This window comes from Oceanobacter antarcticus (genome assembly GCF_044962685.1).
GTDB classification, from domain to species: Bacteria; Pseudomonadota; Gammaproteobacteria; order Pseudomonadales; family Oceanobacteraceae; genus Oceanobacter; species Oceanobacter antarcticus.
Genome location: NZ_JBBKTX010000032.1, coordinates 1 through 20,723 on the forward strand (window position 1 = coordinate 1; position 20,723 = coordinate 20,723).

Sequence of the window (20,723 nt, forward strand, 5' to 3'; positions counted from 1 at the left end):
TGCCGTTGCCCAGATCCGGGGTGCTGGTCTCCGTCGTGGTGGTCGCCAGGGTGACGGCTACCGCAATGCTGTCGAGCACGTCGCTGCCGCCTGCCAGGTACAGGCTGGCGGTCACTTCGCTACTGCTACAGGTTGGTGCTGCCGCACCGGCGGTATACCGGGTTTCGATCGCGCTGGTCAGGCTTTGGCTGGCGACGCTGAACGATCCAGCATCAGCCGCACAGGCTATGGTTTCTGTCCATTCGATACGATACGCCGCCGAGTTGATCGCCGCGTTGGCGTCCAGTGGGTTGACGGCATCTGCCGTCAATGTGGTTTCGTTGCTGCCGGTGATGGTCACCGCCAGATCGGCGGCGGTATCACGGAACTCGGCTCCGGTGCCAGTACCCAGTTTTGGCAAGGTCGCAGACAAGGTCGCACTGGCGCTCACGCCTGCAACAAGCGACCCGGAGTTCAGGTCATACAAGGAAACGGTGATTGTGTCGTTTAAGCAATTATGATTAAGCGCTGTATAGGTAGTCGTAGCTGTCCCTGTACTGCTGATCACATCGGCCCGACTGAAGCTGGCATCTGCACCACAGGCAGAGCGGAATTGATATTGATACCGAGCTGCCAGGGTTTCATTGAGGTTTTCTGAATCAACCAAATTCACAGAAACGGCGATTTCTTCACCAACCAGCACACTGGTTGCACCGAGACTTATCTCGTTGGCTATAAAGCCATCACCACTGCCAACACCGAGATCCGGTATTGCATCTGAATTGGCCGTATCCTGAGAAATGCTCAAGATCGTGCTGATCGAGTCCACTACGACGCTATGATCACTAGCCAATACGACCGTTAAGGTTACGGTATTGTCACCTATACAACTGGTTAAATTCCCAATGTAGCGGGTTGCTATCGTGCCATTTGTGATCGCTTGATCGGCCACACTGAACCCACCACAGGTGGTTTGCCAAAGAGCATCGTAGACTTCATTTTGCACCAGCGCATTGGCGGCGGATGGATCAACCAGTGTTGCGGATAAAATAGAATCGGTAGTTCCTGCCAGTTCGAGGTCACCATCCAGTTCTTCATTCTGGAATGAAATCCCGGAGCTGTACCCAAGTTGAGGCTTCACAACCGGCAAAGTATAGGTCGCCGTTGCCACAGGCGTTGCGGCGGTAACATCAGAACCATCAGGGTACAGATTTACAACAATGTGCTCGTCTGTTTCACAACCAGCATTGCTGTATCGGGATGAGACTTGGCCTGTTGAACTCTGTGTGACAGCCGGTGAAAAGCGGGCAACGGCTGGATCAGCCGAGCTGCAGTTGGACTGAAACTGGTAGATATAGGTATCACCCAGCAAGGTATTTTCAGTATTTTTATCGACGGCACTAACAGTGAAAACGACACTATCACCATAGAGTACGTGGTCGTCACTGACCGCTGGTTGCCCCTCGTAAAAGGAAGCACCCGTACCAGAACCCAGTGCTGCTTGAATGGCATCACCACCAGTGGAAGATACAGAAATAGACACTGTCGCAGTGATACTGTCGAGTACCGTCTTGTGCTCATCAGCCAGAACCAACTCGAGCGTGACGGTGTTGTCGCCAAGACAGCTTGTCAGGTTACCGTCATAACGGGTAGAAAATTCACCAGCGGTAACATTTTGATCGCTAATACTGAAACTGCCACAACTGGTCGTCCAGAGGACATCATAGTCACTGGAAGTCACCAGTGCATTCAGGTTGGACGGATCAACAATCGAGCCTGTCAGTACCGTTTCAGCCTCGTCAACCAGCTGGATATCACCTGAAAGAACACCATCCCGGAAGTCCACACCATTACCATTACCCAGTGCTGGAATAACGGCCGGAATAATAATGGAGGCGGTTGCCAGCGCTGAGTCACTGGCGATATTGGCACTGGCAGAAAATAGCTGTACAAGAATGGTGTCGTCTTCGCTGCAGCCATCATTCACATAGTTGGAACTCACCTGGCCGGTGGAATCGTAACTGGTCTGAGTTGTAAAGTGGGCCGTTCCCGCACCAGCACAATCAGAGCCGAAGACATATAAATAGCTGTCGGTCAAAGCTGTGTTGCTAGCGTTCTGGTCAACGGCGTCCACAGTAACAGTGACGACACCACCGATCAGCACATGGTCTACGCTCAGTCCCGGTTTGCCCGAGGTAAACGCACTACCCGTGCCACTGCCCAGCGCAATCGATAGTGCCGAACTTCCTGTATCGGTGCCGGTACCAGTGTCAGTACCCGTATCGGTCGTAGTATCGGTAGTAGTTGTGTCTACGACAGAGTCTCCCCCTCCACCACACGCCGTCAACCCCAGCGCCAGTAAAAAGGTGATTAACAAACCGCGACTAAACATACGGACAAGCTCCCTTGGAATTGTTCCTGACAGTTCTATGGTTCGGGAGAATACCACTTACGCATGAGCAACGGCCACTCACAAAAAACGCGGCCGGAGCCGCGTTTTCTACTTTCCGTCACAAAAATGGTATTTATCAGACATCCAGGTAATCGAGAATACCTTCTGCAGCCTGGCGGCCTTCGAATATCGCGGTTACGACCAAATCAGAACCGCGCACCATATCACCACCCGCAAAGATCTTCGGGTTGGTGGTTTGGTGCTTGAATTCCTGTGTTTCAGGAGCAATAACGCCATCCCAGGAATTCAATTCAATACCAAAGTCCTTGAACCAAGGGGCCGGACTTGGGCGAAAGCCAAAGGCGACCAGTACCGCATCGGCGGGCAGGATCTCTTCCGAACCTTCCACCACCTGCGGACGACGACGGCCATTTTCGTCAGGTTCACCCATTTCGGTCGTCACTACCTTGACGCCTTCAACCTTGTCTTCACCAACAATCGCAATTGGCTGGCGGTTGAACAGAAACTTCACCCCTTCCTCGCGCGCATTGGTGACTTCACGCTTGGAACCCGGCATGTTGGCCTCGTCACGACGATAGGCACAGCTAACGCGGGTTGCACCCTGGCGAATAGAGGTACGGTTACAGTCCATCGCGGTATCACCTCCCCCAAGCACAACCACCTGTTTGCCTTTCATGCTGATAAAGTCGGCGGCGTCTTTTTCGAAGCCCAGGTTACGGTTGACGTTGGAGATAAGGAAGTCCAGTGCGTCGTACACACCTGGCAGGTCTTCACCGGGGAAACCGCCTTTCATATAGTTATAGGTACCCATGCCCAGAAACACAGCATCAAACTCGTCAATGATGCTCTGGAAATCGACGTCCTTGCCCACTTCGGTCTCAAGACGGAACTCGACACCCATTTCTTCAAACACCTTGCGGCGGTTGGACATAACGGTTTTTTCAAGTTTGAATTCGGGAATACCGAAGGTCAGCAAACCACCGATTTCAGGGTACTTATCGAACACCACCGGAGTCACGCCGTTACGTACCAAAATGTCGGCGGCACCAAGCCCCGCAGGGCCAGCACCGATAATGGCCACACGCTTGCCCGTTGGCACCACGTTGGACATATCCGGTTTCCAGCCCATGGCAAATGCTGTATCGGTAATATACTTTTCGACATTACCGATAGTGACTGCGCCAAAACCGTCATTCAGGGTACAGGAGCCTTCACACAGACGATCCTGCGGGCATACCCGGCCACAGACTTCTGGCAGGGTGTTGGTCTGGTGACTCAACTCCACGGCTTCCAGAATATTGCCCTCACTGGCCAGCTTCAGCCAGTTAGGGATGTAGTTGTGTACCGGGCATTTCCATTCACAGTAGGGATTACCACAGGCCAGGCAACGATGTGCCTGGTCATTAACCTGCGCCTGCCTGAATGGCTCATAAATTTCCACAAACTGCTTCTTGCGGGTGGAAATTGCTTTTTTCTTCGGGTCCTGGCGACCCACTTCAACAAACTGAAAATTATTGTTCAGACGTTGTGCCATCTCGAACCTCTCTATACTCGTCCTAGACTCATTCTATTGTCGCGTCGTAATTACTCAGGACGAGCGCGGGTGTTTTTCAGCAACTGTTGCAGATCAGCAGCCTTCGGTTTAACCAGCCAGAAACGGCCAATAAAGCCATCGAAGTCGTCAAGGATTTCCTGTCCCCAGGCGCTTCCTGTCTCGGCAACAAATTCACGAATGACGCTACGCAGGTGGTTACGGTGTCCTTCGGTTTCTTCGTTGGCGATCCGGTGAATATCCACCAACTCGTGGTTGTACTTGTCAACGAAACTGTTATTGCGATCCAGGACATAGGCAAAACCGCCGGTCATACCTGCACCAAAGTTGTAGCCGGTTTCACCCAGCACACACACCATACCGCCGGTCATGTATTCACAACAGTGATCCCCAGCGCCTTCGACGACCGCATGTGCACCAGAGTTACGCACAGCAAAACGTTCGCCAGCGCGGCCAGCAGCCAGCAGTTTGCCACCCGTTGCACCATAGAGGCAGGTATTACCGACGATGGACGTATCATTGGTTTTGAATTCAGAACCTTGTGGCGGGAAGATAACCAGCTTGCCGCCGGTCATGCCCTTGCCCACGTAGTCGTTGGCATCACCTTCCAGTATCATGTCCAGACCACCCGCATTCCAGACACCGAAGGATTGACCGGCAACACCTTTCAGATTCAGGCGCAGCGGTTTATCCGCCATTCCCTGATTGCCATAACGCTTGGCGATCTCACCGGATAACCGCGCACCAATGGAACGGTCACAGTTGGTGATGGTAAATGCATACTGACCACCCGTTTTAGCTTCAATCGCCGCCAGCACTTCCTCAACCATACGCTCAGCCAGCAGTCCTTCATCGTAAGGTGCATTACGTTCAACTTCGACAGTGTGCGGTTTGTCGGCCGGAATCTGGTCATTCACCAGCAGCGGCGTCAGATCAAGATGACGCTGTTTACCGGTATTGCCTTCCAGCATATCCAGCAGGTCGGTACGACCAACCAGCTCTCCCAGAGTACGAACACCCAACTGAGCCATCAGACCGCGAACTTCTTCTGCCAAGAAGCGGAAGTAGTTTTTCACCATTTCGGCGGTGCCGATATAGTGCTTGTCGCGCAGGTCATCGTTTTGGGTTGCAACACCGGTGGCACAGTTGTTCAGGTGACATATACGCAGATATTTACAACCGACCGCAACCATTGGCAGGGTTCCGAAACCAAATGACTCCGCCCCCAGAATAGCAGCCTTGACCACATCCAGACCGGACTTCAACCCCCCATCCGTTTGTACCCGAACCTTGCCACGCAGGTCGTTGGAGCGTAGTGCCTGATGCGCTTCAGACAGACCCAGTTCCCATGGTGAACCCGCATATTTGATGGACGTTAGCGGTGATGCCGCCGTACCGCCATCATAGCCGGAAATAGTGATCAGGTCGGCATAGGCCTTGGCCACACCGGCTGCGATGGTGCCCACACCAGGCTCAGAAACCAGTTTTACCGACACCAGGGCTTTGGGATTCACTTGCTTCAAATCGAAGATCAGCTGAGCCAGATCCTCAATGGAGTAGATATCGTGGTGTGGTGGCGGTGAAATCAGCGTCACACCGGGCACGGAATAGCGCAATGTCGCGATCAGGTCATTGACCTTGCCACCTGGCAGCTGACCACCCTCGCCTGGCTTGGCACCCTGGGCGACCTTGATCTGCAGCACTTCAGCACTGGCCAGGTAAGCCGGAGTGACACCAAAACGACCGGAAGCAATCTGTTTGATCTTGGAATTTTTGTTGGTGCCATAACGAGCAGGATCTTCACCCCCTTCACCAGAGTTAGAGCGCCCACCCAATGCATTCATGGCCTCAGCCAAGGCTTCATGAGCCTCGGGGGACAGAGCCCCCAGCGACATGGCAGCCGTATCAAAGCGGGCAAACAGCTTTTCTGCCGGCTCCACTTCACTGATATCGACTGGCTGGATATTCTTGCGGAACCCCAACAAGTCACGAATGGTGGCGACTGGACGGGTGTTGACCAGTTCGGCAAAACGATCGTAGGCAGCCTGGCTATTCTGCTGTACGGCTTCCTGAATATTCTTTACCACATCCGGGTTATAAGCATGATATTCGCCACCGTGGACGTATTTCAGCAAGCCGCCCTGATCAATTTTCTTGCGCGCTTTCCAGGCGTGTTTCGAGATCAGTCGGAGATCTTCATCGAAATCGGCGAAAGTCGCCCCGCCAATGCGACTGGTGACGCCACAGAAACACAGATCGACCACCTCCCGGCTCAAGCCAATGGCTTCAAACAACTGCGAGCCACGATAAGAGGTCACCGTCGAGATACCCATTTTAGACATCACCTTCATCAAGCCCTTGCGAATCGCCTTGCGGTAATTCTGCTGCGACTTGAGCGGGTCTCCCAACAGCTCGCCGGAGCGGTGCAAGTCGGTCAGGACGGTGTACGCCAACCATGGATAGACCGCTGTTGCCCCAAAGCCCAGCAGCACGGCAAAGTGATGAGGATCTCGGGCATCACCGGTTTCAACCACGATATTACCGTTGGTACGTAACCCTTTGTGTACCAAATGATGGTGGACAGCGCCGGTCGCCATGACAGCAGGAATCAGCACCTGATCCCTGACCACATCACGGTCACTCAGAATCAGTATGACATTGCCATCCTGGATTGCCTGTTCTGCGGCAAGGATCAGATTCTGAACGGCCTGTTTCAAACCGATATCAGGATCAAACGCCATCGACAGCGTGGTATGGCGGAATGCGTCTGCGGTATTATTGGTCAGGCCAATAAACTTCAGCGGAGACAATACTGGTGACGTCAGAATAATACGATTGGCATGATCCGCAGTCTGTTCAAAGACGTTTTTCTCCGCCCCGATACAGGTTTCCAGCGACATCACAATCGCTTCACGCAGTGGATCGATCGGCGGATTGGTGACTTGGGCAAACTGCTGGCGGAAGTAGTCGGCAACATGACGGACACGCAAAGACAGCACCGCCATTGGCGTGTCATCACCCATGGAGCCGGTCGCTTCCTGACCCTCTTCACCCATCGGACGCAACACCTGGTCACGTTCCTCATTGGTAATCAGGTGGAGTTTTTGCTGACAATCAAGCGCCTCTCCGGCAATCGGATCAAATCCGGCCTTTTGCAGATAAAGCTCACTTTCAATACGGATTGCGTTCTCTCGCAACCACTTTTTATAGGGATACTCGGACTTCAGCGCATTATCGATGTCATCCGTTTTGAGCAACTTGCCCTGTTCGGTGTCGATTGCGAGGATCTGGCCAGGTCCTACCCGACCCTTGGCCACGACATCTTGCGGCAGATAGTCGTGTACGCCCACTTCGGAGGCTACGGTGATGAAATCATTTTTGGTGATCACCCAACGGGACGGACGTAAACCGTTACGATCCAGGCCACAAACGGCATAGCGGCCATCGGTAATCACCAGACCCGCCGGGCCGTCCCACGGCTCCATGTGCATGGAGTTGTATTCATAAAATGCGCGCAGGTCGGCATCCATGGTTTCGACATTCTGCCATGCTGGCGGAATCATCATGCGTAACGCCCGGAACAGACTCATGCCACCCGTAGTCAACAATTCCAGCATATTGTCCATTGACGACGAGTCAGATCCCGTTGTATTCACCACTGGCGACAAGTCGGTCAGATTTGGCAGCAGAGGGCTGACAAATTTACTGGAACGGGCATTTGCCCAGTTACGGTTACCCTGAATGGTGTTGATTTCACCATTATGCGCCAACATGCGAAATGGCTGGGCCAGCTGCCAACGCGGCATGGTGTTGGTTGAAAAGCGCTGATGGAAGACACAGATCGCGGTTTCCAGCCGTTTATCACCCAAATCCAGATAAAAATTCGGCAGGTCAACCGGCATCGTCAGACCTTTATAAGACAGCACTCGGGAAGACAGGCTGGCAATATAAAAATCTGGATACTGGGTCAGGGACTTTTCGGCATAACGCCGTGCGTAAAAAAGCTTTACGTCCAGTTCCGCATCGCTCAGTTCCGTATCAGCCGAGACAAAAATCTGCTCAAAGCGCGGCAGACAATCCAGCGCCATTGGGCCCAGACAATCGTTATTGGTTGGCACAGTGCGCCAGCCCAGAACATTCAGCCCCTGGTCGCGGATCGCTTTTTCCACTACGGCTTTCTGTTCCGCGCAAACGGCATCGTCAAGATCCACAAACAACATGCCAACCGCATATTGGACTGGCAGGTCGATACCAGCTTCTGGCGCCACTGCACGCAAGAAAGAGTCCGGCTTTTGCAGCAATAGTCCGCAACCATCACCGGTTTTGCCATCCGCTGCAATGCCGCCCCTGTGCGTCATGCAAGTCAGGGATTGGATCGCTGTCTTCAACAGCTCATGACTTGGTTGGCCCTTCAAGTGAGCCAGTAGACCAAAGCCACAGTTGTCTTTGTAATCGCCTGGAGTATACAGACCAGTTCTCATAGAACAGCTCTCACCAAAAAAATGCTATTAAAATTATTTGCGACTGGAAACAGCCGACTGCTCAAAATTTGAGCAATAAAGAGACAAAAGGACGCTCATTCTACACATCCGCACGTCCTCTCACAAATGGGCGCTGGCCAGCAGGCCAGCAACGACCGAAAGAGAGGGGCTAAAAACCCGTTTACAGAGGTTCTACCTGAGGGGCGATCTGGCTCATTTTCCGAACCCAGGGAGATCCCTTTTTTAAATCTCCAGGCCGTCTCCCGAGCCATACAGTCGCGTCTTCCCGAGATGAAAAAACACCTGCGATGACCACATACCAAGACTGGCCATTCCGTTGACTGCGATACCAGATCAATTTACCGTCTGCCTCCGACTGCCATTTGGCCACAAAATCTCGCGCACCTTGAGGTTCGGAAGTCCCTAGCAGCTGAATCCCCCACCCCTCTCCATTTTTTAACCAGGTGGGGTATCCAGACAAGCGGGACGGCAGTGACTCCGGTACGATGAGATCACCCTGCTTCGGAGCAACCTGAGTGGCCGCACTGGGTATTGCGTCTGTCTGCGCTACCCCTGCCCCACGATCAAGAGCTCCCTTTGGATCCTCGGAGTGTGTCGGATTCCCGACGACCTGTGAAGGCACCGACAAATCCTCTTCAGGCATTGCTGCCAAACTGCGATCGGATTGGACAAATACCGGTGGCAGCGGAACTTGAAGAACCGTGCTCGAAACATCATCAGCCCCGTCATCGTATAACAGCCAGAGAACCATCAACGTCAGCAACACAGCAGACACGAGGATAATCACCAACGGAGAGCGCAGCTTGAGCGAAAGAGCAGTCATATTAACGACACCCAGTGCATGGCCAATACCAGACTGCTGCGGAGTGGCTGACTGGTCTATGACTGCTTGCTGCTGACTGTCTGGTGGCAAAACGTCATGACTGACGTCATCCAGCAGCAGGTCAGGAAAATCTCCACCTATTGATGGCTCTGGCAAAGAGATACGGTAGACAGGGGCCACCGCAGGCCCTTCTTTCAAACCCTGATCAAACCCTTCACGACCAAACAGACAAAAGGAAATCGCATGGGACGACATCAACGCAAATTGGGCCAATGCCTGCAGCATCTCAAGGGGAAGATTCTCGCCCTGATCAACCAGAACCAGGAGCGGATCGGAAGACTCAGCCCGGAAACGGGCCTTTTCCAGTATTGCTTCCCGGGCAGCCACTTCATCAGCGGGTAAAGACGTTATTCCAAAAACCAGAGCAAGCCGGGCAATCAGATGGCGCGGATGATCCAGGTCTGCTGCCGTCAATTTCAACACCGGGCCAGATTCGGCATAACTGTCAGCGACCGCCGTCGCCAAAGCACCCGCCTCGACCTCGGATTGATGGCGAATCAGCACCATCAAAGGGGAGTAGCAGCACAGGTGACAGATCAGCTCCAGGTAACGGGCGGGTGAGGCATAGACATCCTGGTCACGATCCAGCGCCTGAGAAAATTGCGGTGTCATTCTGCCTCCGCGAGTTCGGGGTTAGCCGTTTAATGCAGCGCCTGCCAGCGTCTGGCAAAGCTGCGTCCTGTCCACATCTGATGTGATATAAGCCTGACCAATCTGGCGTAACAGCACCAATCGGATACGGCCGTCTAGAACTTTTTTATCGATACTCATTCGTGACAGAAAATCGGCTTCGGTCATATCTGCCGGAGGCAATACCGGGAGAGAGGCTTTTACCAACAAGGCTTTCAGCTCGTCCACTTCTGCGACAGAAATAGCCCCCATGCGACAGGACAGGTCGGCAGCCATCAACAACCCGGTGCCAACCGCCTCGCCATGCAGCCAATTGCCGTAGCCTTGATGGGACTCAATCGCATGGCCGAATGTATGGCCAAGATTCAGGATGGCGCGAATACCGCCTTCCCGCTCATCTTGTGCAACCACCCGAGCCTTGCATTCACAGGAGGTACGAATAGCGCGAGCCAGCAGTGTCGCATCGCCAGCCATCAGGTTGTCAATGTGCTGTTGAATCCAGCGATAAAATGCCAGATCCTCAAGCAGGCCATACTTGATGACTTCAGCCATTCCCGCAGATAACTCACGCGCAGGTAACGTTGTGAGCGTATTGGTATCGATCAGCACCGCCTGTGGTTGATAGAAAGCACCAATCATATTTTTGCCAAGACGATGATTAACACCCGTTTTGCCACCGACGGAAGAATCAACCTGAGATAACAATGTCGTCGGCAGCTGAATAAAACTCACCCCACGCTGATAGCTGGCAGCGGCATAGCCACACATATCCCCTACCACACCACCACCCAGTGCCAGTAGAGTCGTTGTGCGGTTGTGGCCCTTTTCCAACAAGGCGTCAAAGATCAGATTCAACGTCTCCAGGTTTTTGTATTGCTCGCCATCAGGGAGAATAACGCTATCAACCTGGTAGCCGTCCAGTAGCTGCTCGACCATCGCCAGATACAGGGGTGCCACCGTGGTATTGGTCACGATCATGACCTGATTGCCCTGGATATGGCGCGTCAGCAATTCTGGCAACACCAATAAATCAGCGCCAATATAGATTGGGTAACTGCGCTCAGCCAGCTCCACGGTCAATGTAATCATGACAAGGCCTTGATACGTTTTTTTATTTCATTGACGACCCAGCGGGGGTTCCGCTGGTCAGTTTGTAATACGACATGAGCGACTTCCCGATATAAGGGATCACGCTTTTTGAACAGCTCGCGTAGCACTTGCGCCGGATTAGCCGTTTGTAACAAGGGACGGTTCTTGTCCTTCGACGTCCGGGCAATTTGCTGCTCAACCGAGGTGCACAGATAAATCACGATGCCGCGACTGCCCAGATGCTGACGATTCTCCGCCCTCATCACAGCCCCGCCACCGGTAGCCAGAACCAATCCACGACGCTGCGTGAGTAGGTCTATCGCCTGCTCTTCGCGATCACGAAACCCGACCTCCCCTTCCATATCAAATATCCAGGGAATATTGGCTCCGCAGCGCTCCTCGATAAATTTGTCCGAATCGACAAACTCGAGGTGCATCTCGCAGGAAAGTAAACGGCCAATGGTGGTTTTACCCGCTCCCATTGGCCCTATCAGAAAAATCGATTGTTCGGACGGCATAGACTATCTGGCGCTGAAGGAGTCCTTCACCAGCTTCGGCGTGATGAAAACAAGTAACTCGCTCTTGTCATCCGAAACACTAGAGTAACGGAACAGGGCTCCAATTAATGGCAAATCCCCGAAGAAAGGCGTCTTGCTGACCGACCTGACTTCTTCAGAACGGAAGATACCACCTAATACGATGGTTTCGCCATTATCGACAAGCACCTGGGTTTGTACCGCATTGGTATTAATACTCGGACCAGCCGAGGTTTGCTCACCAACGGAGTCCTGATTGATTACCAGATCCATGATAATCCGATCATCCGGAGTGATCTGTGGAGTCACCTCAAGTCGCAACACGGCGGCTTTGAATGTCACGCTGGTGGCACCGCTGGACGTCGATTCTTCGTAAGGAATCTGGGTACCTGATTCAATAAAGGCAGTTTGCCCATCGGCGGTAATCACCCGTGGCTGGGAAACAATTTCAGCACGACCATCGGTTTCAATCGCCGATAACTCCAGATCCAGCAAATAGTCTGCGGTCTGATATCCAATCGCAAATGTCGTTGCAGATGCACTGGTTGCACCAAAGTCGACAATATTGGATGACGTCAGATCCAGCCCATCGGTTGTATCGCCGGAAGCCCGATCAAACAAAATCTGGTTGGTATCCGCGATGGTTTGCTGACTACCACCTGCTGTAACCCAATTGGAGCCATTATCCTTATAGAAGCCTCCACCCCATTTGACGCCCATTTCTTCACCAACAGTGGTCGAGGCAACCACAATACGCGCTTCAATCAAAACCTGCCGCACCGGCACATCCAGCATCACCAGCGCTTCACGCACCTTCTCCAGATTAGCGGCGGTATCCTTCATCAGGATAGTATTGGTTCGTTCATCCACAACAGCCGTACCACGATCAGATAACAATCCCTGATCCGAGGTCAGAATCGTTGCTATATCCGCTGCCTTGGCGTACTTGAATTGCATGAACTCCTGCACCAGTGGAGCCAGCTCTTCAACCTGACGCACGGCTTCCAACTCAATCTTTTCACGTGCAGCAATCTCTTCCGCCGGTGCGATCAACAATACCGAGCCCATCTGACGCTTGCCTAATGCCTTGGTCTTCAACACCAGATCCAGAGCCTGATCCCAGGGAACATTCTGCAAACGCAAGGTAATACTCCCCTGAACCGTATCCGAAGCAACCAGGTTCAATCCGGTAAAGTCAGCGATCAACTGCAGTACCGCTCGCACTTCAATATTCTGAAAGTTAAGCGACAGCTTTTCACCAGTGAAGGGGAATTTTTTCTTACGATCTTCAACCGCCTCTTCCGGTACATTAGTGACGTTAATCGACAGCAACCGATCGGTCTGATAGGCCAGATATTCAAAATCTTCCGACACTGGCTCAATCACGATACGGGTTCCACCCTCATGATCCTTGGCGTCAACATATTGAACCGGGGTCGCAAAATCAGTGACATCCAGACGGCGACTCAGCTCGCGAGGCAAACGAACCCCCGACAGGTCGGCAATGATTTTTGAGCCTTCGCGGCGAATATTGGCAGACGCCTTGGCATCATTGAGCATAATCTGAATCTGACCGTCACCCTGTTCGCCACGACGGAAATCAACATTGACGACCTTCAGTTCATTAACCCGTGCAGAAACTTTTGGAGCACCCAATAATTGTGGTTTGGTATCCTCAGCCGTCACCTCGTTAGCGACCCCGATACGCACCAGCAGGACATTCCCTTCCGCCTTGGTACTGTAGGACACCATCCGCGACAGATTAATCACCAATCGGGAACGATCCTGAGTGGTGACGACAACAGCAGATCGGGCGTTACCAGCACCAATCTGGTGGCGCTTCGCCTTCAGGGCACTGACAACGCCCGGCATATCAATAGCAATACGCGCAGGTTTCTCAATGGTATAACCACTGATTTCTGGAGGTGCACTGTCAAACTCCAAGCTGATTTCAGTGACATCGCCGGGCAACGACGAAAAATGGATATCGTTCAAGACGGCGGCGGAAGACAGGCCAGCCTGAAGCATCAACAAAGCTGCAACCCAGGTACGACCCAGAGTGCGTACAGCGTTTAAAAGATTCATTTCAGTTATCTCCGCCTATTCCTTCCAGAGCGATTGTTTTCGGGCGTTCAACCCAACCACCAAGACCGTTCGGTACGATCTCGATAAGACTGAGTCTGTTTTGGGATATGGTCATGATCCGACCGTGATTTTGTCCCATGTAATAGCCTTCCTTTACACGTACAACACTGCCATCACCGTCGTTTATCAGCGCCCACAGGATATCATCAGCCCCGGTCATGGTGCCGACCATCGTCAATTGCCCAAGTGGGAACTGCTCAAGATGTTCTTTCGGCCGATCAAAATCAGGTCGAACGTTACTTGATGGCTGAGCCGCCTGAAGTGAGCTGTCGACCACCACCGGCAATTCAAAAGGTGATCTTAATCCGGCAGCGCTATAACTGAAGTACTCATAAGGCTTGAATACTGGAATAGGCTCAATTCGACCACGGGGTTTAGCTAATGCCTGACTGACAAACTGCTGTAAATCAGACGTATTCGCTGGCTGTGAGCACCCTTGTAAAAACATCATTGTCACGCCCATAACAATCAGAAGCAGTCTATTCTTCATCGCCGCCTCCATACTGATAGGTCTTGGCCAGAATCGTCATAGACAAACCACCACCTTTGGCGGAACTGATGTCAAAATCATGTAAGGTCACAATCCTGGGCAAAGCGGCAACACCGGATACAAACGCCCCCATTTCATGATAACCGCCGTCGACTTCAATGCGGATCGGCAGCTCATTATAAAACTCGGTGCTGACCATTTTTTGTGGCGAAATAGCGTTCAGTTTCAATCCGGCACCCAAGGCTGCTGCACTGATATCGTCTACCAACCCAGGCACCTCCGTGTCTTTAGGCAATTGTTTTAGCAACGAGCCAAAGCTGTCGCGCATTTCTGCCAGTTGATCCTTGTAGGCATCCAGGTTAGCAACACGATAAGCTTTTTTCTCAATATCCTGCTTCAGCTGAACTTCTTTAGCCGTCTCCCGCTCCAGATGCTCGACGGAGTCCTTAACCAACAGGAAATAGCCACCAATCACCACTGCAATAAAAATAAGCGAGCAAAAAACGACCTTGCCAGGCATCGGCCAAGAGCCCATATCCTCCCAGTCGATCTCATTCAGATCATTGACATCCAGCTCCTGCAGCTTGTCGGTCCATGCCTTGAAATCAAATCCCTGCTTGGCCATATCAAGGCTCCTCACTGGATTGAGGCTCTACCCGTCGCACGGATACCTCGAATTCATTGCTGCCGTTGGCCACCGCTTTGACCCCCAACAGCGCGGGGTCAGCAAACCATTCCGATTCATCAAAATTACGCATCAACGCTGCCACACGGTTATTGGATTTGGCCACACCTTTAACACTGACCCGACTGCCAACAACGGACAGGCTGGTATAATAAAGATCCTCGGGGACAGAACGAGCCAGCTCATCAAACAAACGCACAATAACCGGTCGATTACCCTGCAAATTCTGGATCAGTTCCATACGTTCAATCAGCTGCTGGCGCGTATCTGTGAGTTCATTAATCTCAACAATTTTTTTATCCAGCCGGGCAATTTCCTGCGACAAAAAAGTATTTCGCCCTTGTTGGTTACTCAACTCACCATCGTAGTAACTGCTTACAGACCAGATCAGCGCAGCCGCAATGATTGCTACCATTACGATGATGCCGACAAACTCTTGCTGCTTCTCCTTGCGGAGTTCCTGGCGCCAAGGCAATAAATTGATATTGGCCATTAGTTAAAACCCCGCATCGCCAATCCACACGCCACCAGCAATGAGGGCGCATCGTTACTCAGTAACTTGACATTCACCCTGGACGACACAGCCATATCCCGGAATGGGTTGGCGACCAGTGTTGGCAATCCCATGTCATCCTGCACCTTTTCCACCAGCCCAGTCAGCGATGCAGTGCCACCCGCCAAGACAAGGCAATCCACTTCATTAAACTGACTGGAGGAAAAGAAAAACTGTAATGAACGACTGATTTGTTGAACAACCGCATTCCGAAACGGCTCCAGCAGCTCTTCTTCATAATCACTCGGCAGGCCATCACCGTCGCGCGCTGCTGCCGCTTCCGGTTCAGACATACTGTAACGTCGCATGATGTCGTCAACCAGCTGACGACCGCCAAAAAGCTGCTCGCGGGTATATATAGATACACCATTATGAAGCACACTGAGCGTGGTCATGGTCGCACCAATATCGATAATTGCGACAGCCTCATTGGTGTCACCTTCAAGATGATCACGAATAAGCTCAAACGCCCGCTCGGTACAATAGGCTTCGATATCCACCACTACCGCTTCAAGATCCGCGTATTCAACAGCATCCTTGCGGCGTTCAACGGTGTCCGAACGACAAGCGGCCAGTAATACCTGAGCAATTTCATCATTACCCGCCAGGCCTTGCTGCACTTCCCAGTCCAGCGACACCTCTTCCAATGGATAGGGAATATATTGATCAGCCTCGGCACGGATCTGCAAATCCATTTCCGCTTCTGACAGATTGGCACTCATCTGAATGATTTTGGTAATAACAGAAGAACCGGCCACCGCCAGAGCAGCACGCTTCGCACCCGAGCGGGATTTGGTTAATGCTCGCTTGATCGCTTCGCCTACTTCTTCGTCATTGTGGATATTCTGTTCCACAATAGCTCCCGCAGGCAGTGTTTCAGCAGCGTAGGCTTCTACCCGATATCCGGAATCGCTACGACTCAATTCAAGGACCTTTACCGACGTGGAGCTGATGTCCACGCCAAGAAGGGCCTTGCCCTTCTTGCCAAACAGGTTCGCCAGCACAACAAAATCCCCTTGAAAATCGAGAACTTGCGATAACAAGCTCAGATTAATCCTATATTTGGGCGGTCATTATAAGCACAATCCTATAAAAAGGACAAAAAAGCCTTATAATGCCGCGACCGCTGATGACAGACCATACGAAGGAATTTTCAACACCTTTATGATCACACCCAAATCGATTCTGAAATTCGTCATCTGGTTATGCGTTTGTGCCGTTTCAGGCACCGGTTTAGCCTGCCTTGCCATATACCTTTATCTAACACCCACCCTGCCTGACCCACGCCAGCTACGCGATGTCGATCTGCAAACACCGCTACGGGTATACACCGCCGACAATCAACTGATCAGCGAATTTGGCGAAAAACGCCGGACGCCGCTCACCTTTGAACAAATTCCCGAACAGTTTATCAACGCCTTGCTCGCCTCCGAAGACGACGGCTTTTATGAACACTACGGCATTGATGTTAAAGGACTTTTAAGAGCAACGCTGGAACTGATTCGCACTGGAAGAAAGAAATCTGGCGGCAGCACCATCACGATGCAAGTGGCCAAAAACTACTATTTGTCCAGCGAGAAATCATTTGCCCGAAAATTTACCGAAATATTATTGGCAATAAAAATAGAGAAGACGCTCACAAAACAGGAAATTCTTGAACTTTACATCAATAAAATATATCTGGGTAAACGTGCATATGGTATTGAGGCTGCCGCTCAGGTGTATTACGGCAAATCCATAAACGAATTAAGTCTTGCCCAAACCGCAATGATCGCAGGTTTGCCCCAGGCCCCGTCTGCAGCCAACCCCATCAATAGTCCAGACAGGGCTATTAGTCGGCGTAACTACGTCCTTGCACGCATGGTGAGCTTGGGCATGATCAGCCAGCCTGATTTTGAAACTGCCGCAGCGGAGCCGATCACTGCTCGCTATCACGGTGCCACCAGCGAGATTACAGCCCCTTACGTTGCAGAAATGGTTCGCCAGTACATGGTCGACCAATATGGCGATCATGCTTACACCGATGGCTACGTTGTCCACACGACGATAGATGCCCGCCGCCAGACAGCAGCCACCCAAGCGCTGCAACAAGGGCTGTTGAACTATGACAGAGCGCACGGATACCGCCAGCAACCCAGCTTTGCAGATACAATCGCAAGAACCTCAACATTGACAGCGCCAGACAACCCACCCGACTGGTTCGATACAGCAACGGCCGACCCCGCAACTGACTGGCCCGCAACCTTCTCAAACTGGCAACAACAACTCCGCAGCCAGGAACCACAAAACCGGCTAGTACCGGCCATCATCGCCGACGTAAAAACAGATGGCGCCTGGATGGTGACGGCTGAAGGCTTCCGTTTTTTACCGTTCAGCGGGATGCAATGGGCAGCACCGTATATTAACGTCAACGTTATCGGCAAAAAACCCACCACCCCTTCGCAATTACTCAGCAGTCGCCAGAAAATTTGGTTTGAAGACCGGGACGGCGAACTGCTTCTGGCCCAAACTCCAGAAGTTGAAGGCGCACTGATCTCCATCAATCCAAATAGTGGTGCCATTCAAGCTCTGGTCGGAGGATTCTCCCAATCCGGTAATCAATTTAACCGTGTACTTCAGGCCAACCGCCAGCCCGGCTCATCTTTCAAGCCCTTTATCTATAGTGCCGCGCTGGAAAATGGCTTCACACCGGCAAGCATAATCAATGATGCTCCGGTCGTATTTAACGACTCAAGCCTGGAAAACACCTGGCGGCCGGAAAATTACAGCGGCAAATTTTATGGCCCGACACGCTTGCGGCAAGCGCTGTATAAATCCCAGAACCTGGTGTCCATTCGAATTCTCAAGCAGATGGGCCCCGCCACAGCAGTCAACTACATTACTCAATTCGGTTTTCCAAAATCCAAACTCAGTGCAGATTTATCCCTTGCTCTGGGGGCTTCGGCGGTATCCCCAATGGAGCTAGCCACCGGCTACGCGGCACTGGCAAACGGCGGCTTTGCCATTACGCCGTTTTTTATACAAAGCGTCACAACAGCAGATGGCCTGGAGCTGTTCTCCGCTACGCCAGAAATCGCCTGCCGCCAGTGTGAGAACCAGACAACCGCAACGGAGCAGGCAGCAAGCGCCAGTAACTTAAACTTACTCCAGCCATCCACAGATACTGCAACGCCAACAGAACCGGTGATCGCCAGACGCATTATGGACAAGCGCACCAACTTCCTGATGGTCAATATGCTCAAAGATGTTATTCGTCGCGGAACGGGACGCCGCGCCAGAGCCCTTGAACGCAGCGACTTGGCAGGCAAAACCGGAACGACTAATGACCAGGTCGATGCCTGGTTTTCCGGCTTTAATCCGAATCTGGTCACCACCGTCTGGGTTGGCTTTGATCAACCTCAAAGCATGGGGAAATGGGCCCTGGGCGGCACCACAGCCTTGCCTATTTGGATCGATTACATGGCTGTCGCTCTTGAGACCGAGCAGGAAGTATCACTGGAGCAGCCCGACGGGGTTGTCTCGGTGCGTATCGACCCGCAGTCCGGCTTGCTGGCAGCTCCCGGACAAGAAGATGCTATCTTCGAATATTTTCGCGCAGAAAATGTCCCCACCGACGTGGCATTGCCTTCCTACTCAGAAACGGCGGATGGTGACAATAGCGGCCTGACGGCCACGCCGGAGCTGTTGTTCTGATTCCGTTAAGCCAGAAATAAAAACGCCGCCTTTATAAGGCGGCGTTTTTCTGTCCCGAGTCCGACAGCCTGCTAGATCAATCCATATCGATTACTTTACCAGGATTCATCACGTTATTTGGATCAAAAGCAGCTTTCATTGCTTTCATATAGCCAATTTCGGCTGCAGAACGAGAATAATGCAAGTAAGGCTTTTTGGTCATGCCGACGCCATGCTCTGCAGACACTGAACCGTCGTATTTTTCGGTGATTTCAAACACCCACCGGGATACACCTGCACAACGCTCAAAAAATTCTTCTTTTGGCATCTCATCCGGTTTGAGGATATTCAGGTGCAGGTTGCCATCACCAATGTGACCAAACCAGACGATCTCAAAGTCCGGGTACTCGCGCACCACCACCGCTTCAACTTCTTGCAAAAACTCAGGCACTTTAGAAACAATCACTGACAAATCGTTTTTGTACGGCGTCCAGTGTGAAATCGTCTCAGAGATGTCTTCACGCAAGCGCCACAAATTCGCCGCCTGGGTTTCATTCTGGCTGATCACACCATCGAAAACCCAGCCTTCTTCCATGCAGACCTCAAACAACTGCATAGCAACATCCATTTTAGCGTCAGTTTCCGCCTCAAACTCCAGCAACGCATAAAACTCGGTTTCTGTTTCAAACGGCGCCTGAACATCTCCCCGCGCTAACACCTTGTTCAAGGCTTTGTCTGAGAAAAACTCAAACGCGGTCAAATCGATGCCGGATTGAAACTTGTGCAACACATTCATAATGGCCGCCATTTCCGGCACACCCAGCACCAGAACCGTCAGATTTTTGGGTGGGCGAGCCAGGCGCATAGTGGCTTCAGTCACGAATCCCAGCGTCCCTTCACCACCGATAAACAGGTGGCGCATGTCATAACCGGTATTGTTTTTTAGCAAATCCTTGTTCAACCGGACGATATCGCCCTTACCTGTCACAACGGTTAATCCAGCCACCCAGTCACGGGTCATACCGTAACGAATCACCTTGATTCCACCGGCATTGGTACTGATATTGCCGCCAATCTGACTGGAGCCAGCAGAGGCAAAATCCACTGGATAAAACAGCCCCTGCTCTTCCGCATAGGTTTGCAGCTGCTCGGTAATCACCCCGGCACCACATTTCACCGTGCGGTCAACGGCGCTGAATTCAGAAATCTGATTCATATAGTCAAACGACACTACCACTTCGCCATTGGCTGCCATGGCACCGGCACTCAATCCGGTACGACCACCCGATGGCACCAGCGCCAGACCCGCTTCATTGGCCAGCAACACAATCTGCTGTACCTGCTCTGTGGTTTTCGGAAAGACAATCGCACTTGGCTGTGGCTCGTAAATACGCGTCCAGTCTTTGCCAAAAGTTTCCAGCGAATCGGCATCAGTACGAACCTTGTCGGTGCCAACAATGGCAGCCAGGCGTTCAACGAGGGCGTCTTGAGTAAGTTGTGTCATGGTCAGTCCAGGAATATGAGGAATCGTCACACCAACCTGAAGAATCGTCGGATTGAAGGTGTTGACGGAGGATCACATTGAAAGTCGGAC

The 20,723-nt window shown here is 52.1% G+C and carries 13 protein-coding genes; 1 reads left to right on the forward strand and 12 read right to left on the reverse strand.

All coding sequences use genetic code 11. The annotated features are described in order from the left end of the window. The 11 genes from WG929_RS18995 to WG929_RS19045 all read right to left on the reverse strand — a co-directional run. On the reverse strand, nt 1–2,371 hold a 2,371-nt coding region (locus WG929_RS18995), incomplete at its 3' end, for a hypothetical protein (protein WP_416207333.1). 136 nt (nt 2,372–2,507) lie between these two features. After that, complete coding sequence (locus WG929_RS19000; protein WP_416207334.1) at nt 2,508–3,926, reverse strand: FAD-dependent oxidoreductase; 1,419 nt, start codon at nt 3,924–3,926, stop codon at nt 2,508–2,510. A gap of 50 nt (nt 3,927–3,976) precedes the next feature. Continuing rightward, nucleotides 3,977–8,425, reverse strand: a complete 4,449-nt coding sequence (gene gltB / locus WG929_RS19005) for a glutamate synthase large subunit (protein ID WP_416207335.1) — start codon at nt 8,423–8,425, stop codon at nt 3,977–3,979. A gap of 181 nt (nt 8,426–8,606) precedes the next feature. Further along, nucleotides 8,607–9,941, reverse strand: a complete 1,335-nt coding sequence (locus WG929_RS19010) for an SPOR domain-containing protein (protein ID WP_416207336.1) — start codon at nt 9,939–9,941, stop codon at nt 8,607–8,609. A gap of 21 nt (nt 9,942–9,962) precedes the next feature. Further along, nucleotides 9,963–11,048: a 3-dehydroquinate synthase gene (gene aroB, locus WG929_RS19015; RefSeq protein ID WP_416207337.1), complete on the reverse strand. Its 1,086-nt coding sequence runs from the start codon at nt 11,046–11,048 to the stop codon at nt 9,963–9,965. Continuing rightward, entirely contained in the window at nt 11,045–11,566 is a 522-nt protein-coding gene (aroK, locus tag WG929_RS19020) for a shikimate kinase AroK (RefSeq protein WP_369856381.1), read from the reverse strand. Before aroK ends, aroB begins: the two co-directional genes overlap by 4 nt. A gap of 3 nt (nt 11,567–11,569) precedes the next feature. Next, a complete protein-coding gene (locus WG929_RS19025) occupies nt 11,570–13,669 on the reverse strand; it encodes a type IV pilus secretin PilQ (RefSeq protein ID WP_416207338.1) in 2,100 nt (699 codons plus the stop codon). A 1-nt stretch (nt 13,670) separates the two neighbouring features. Continuing rightward, nucleotides 13,671–14,219, reverse strand: coding sequence for a pilus assembly protein PilP (locus WG929_RS19030; protein WP_416207339.1), 549 nt, complete (start codon nt 14,217–14,219; stop codon nt 13,671–13,673). Further along, complete coding sequence (locus WG929_RS19035; RefSeq protein WP_416207340.1) at nt 14,209–14,844, reverse strand: type IV pilus inner membrane component PilO; 636 nt, start codon at nt 14,842–14,844, stop codon at nt 14,209–14,211. The genes WG929_RS19030 and WG929_RS19035 overlap by 11 nt, the downstream gene beginning before the upstream one ends. 1 nt (nt 14,845) lies before the next feature. Beyond that, the gene (locus tag WG929_RS19040) at nt 14,846–15,397 is read right to left on the reverse strand and encodes a PilN domain-containing protein (protein ID WP_416207341.1); all 552 of its coding nucleotides are present in this window, start codon (nt 15,395–15,397) and stop codon (nt 14,846–14,848) included. Next, a complete protein-coding gene (locus WG929_RS19045) occupies nt 15,397–16,500 on the reverse strand; it encodes a pilus assembly protein PilM (protein ID WP_416207342.1) in 1,104 nt (367 codons plus the stop codon). The genes WG929_RS19040 and WG929_RS19045 overlap by 1 nt, the downstream gene beginning before the upstream one ends. 19 nt (nt 16,501–16,519) lie before the next feature. Here WG929_RS19045 and WG929_RS19050 point away from each other — a divergent pair, with 19 nt between their 5' ends. Beyond that, nucleotides 16,520–19,150 (forward strand): penicillin-binding protein 1A, encoded by a 2,631-nt coding sequence (locus WG929_RS19050; protein ID WP_416207343.1) that lies wholly within the window; start codon nt 16,520–16,522, stop codon nt 19,148–19,150. Between the two features lie 76 nt (nt 19,151–19,226). Here WG929_RS19050 and WG929_RS19055 read toward each other — a convergent pair whose 3' ends face one another. Further along, a complete protein-coding gene (locus WG929_RS19055) occupies nt 19,227–20,633 on the reverse strand; it encodes an FAD-binding oxidoreductase (protein WP_416207344.1) in 1,407 nt (468 codons plus the stop codon). Nucleotides 20,634–20,723 lie beyond the last annotated feature (90 nt).